Raw genomic sequence first — 1497 nt, 5'->3', positions numbered from 1 at the left:
CGCCCGCCACCCCCGCCACCTGGAACGCGTACGGCAGCGTGCGATGCCCCAGCCACGCGATGTGCCGCAGCCGCGACGTGTCGGGGTAGGCGATGCCGAGCGGGCCGGTGATGTCGTGCGCGTGGGCCCAGTGCTCGGCCAGGCGCGTGGTGGCCAGCGTCGCGGGCGACAGGGTCGCGGCCACCCAGTCCAGGCGGCTGCCCGCGGGGTGGCCGCGCAGCGCGGCGGGCGTGCCGGCGGTGGCCGCGCGCCAGCGGGCGAGCAGGCGGGCCGGGGCGATGTCGCGTTCGGCGGCCACGGCGGCGTCGGCCATGGCGTCCACCACGCCCCGGCCGGAGCCGCCCGCCGCCGGGGGCGCCGAGGCCCTGGCCGGTTCGCCGCGGATCGAGGCGGCGGCGAGTTCCTCGCTCTGGGTCAGGTGGAGCACCACGTCGGAGACGGTCCAGCCGTCGGCGGCCGACGGGTGCGACCACTGCGCGGGCGTCAGGACGGCGAGGACGGCGTCGAGCTGCCCGTACTCGGCCTGGAGGTCATCGAAGATGTCCGTCATGCCCCGACATTACAGAACAAAGTTCGGGACGGCTTCAGTCGAGCAGCGGCAGTTCGCCGAACGTGTGCGTGGCCCACAGGCGGCGGGACGCCTCCTCCGGGTAGGGCACGACCGACGGCCGGACGTCGAAGAGCCGGGTCAGGCGGGCTCCCGGCTCGTAGGGCTCCCACCCGGGCCCGTCGCCCGCCGCGAAGCCCGTCCACGCGCGGCGGAAGTCCGCCGACACGGCGGCGGCCTCGGGCGCGGCCCCCTCGCCGAGGAGGAAGCGGCCCATCCCGCTGTCCAGGTTGCCGAACACCAGCGGCACGTCGAGCCCGTGACAGGCGCCCAGCGCGCCGTCCATGACGGGGCTCGGCCAGGTCAGCTCGTACGTGTGCGCCCGCCCGCCGCCGGCGGCGTGCGCGTCGGCCAGCCGCAGCGAGGGCATGCGGAACACCCAGTCGGACTGCGCCAGTTCGTCCAGCGACTCCGCGTGCGCCGCCGGGTAGGCGTCGCGGTAGCCCTGCTCCAGCCCGGGGGCGAAGACCCGCAGCGGCTCGCCCGCCCGCGTCCGCCCGAGCCGTCCCGTCGCCGTGAACAGCCGGTACTCGTCGCGGTTGTGGCCCGCGATCAGCTCGATCCCGCGGCCGGCGCCGGCCGCCAGCGCGCTCCACGGGTCGCGGGGCAGGACGTCGCCGTCCACCACGGGCGAGAACGGGGTGACGGTGTGGGCGACCGCGCCCCAGCGCTCCTCGTGCCCGCGCATCCGGGCCGTGGCCGACTCGGCCGCCTCGACCAGCCGGGCGGGCGTGACGGCGGCGAGCGCGGCGGCGTCCGGACGCAGGCCCAGCTCGGCGGTCAGGGCGGCGGCGATGTCGGCGGCCAGCGCCGCGGAGAAGAACGTGCCGGGCACGCTCTGCGCGATCGCCCGTCCGAACAGCCCGGCGGCGCGCGGCATGACCATGAGC

General features: G+C 77.3%; 2 protein-coding genes. Both read right to left on the bottom strand.

Annotated features, from left to right (window positions below):
- Positions 1-550: maleylpyruvate isomerase family mycothiol-dependent enzyme (locus tag FAF44_RS53195; protein ID WP_237111118.1), on the bottom strand; the 550-nt coding region annotated here is incomplete at its 3' end.
- Positions 551-584: 34 nt separating this feature from the next.
- The coding region (locus FAF44_RS53190; RefSeq protein WP_237111117.1) for a carboxylesterase family protein at positions 585-1497 on the bottom strand (913 nt) is incomplete at its 5' end.

Source organism: Nonomuraea sp. MG754425 (assembly GCF_021699195.1).
Classification (GTDB): domain Bacteria; phylum Actinomycetota; class Actinomycetes; order Streptosporangiales; family Streptosporangiaceae; genus Nonomuraea.
Note: the sequence above shows the minus strand (reverse complement) of the source record. Positions and strands in the feature narration are given on the sequence as shown.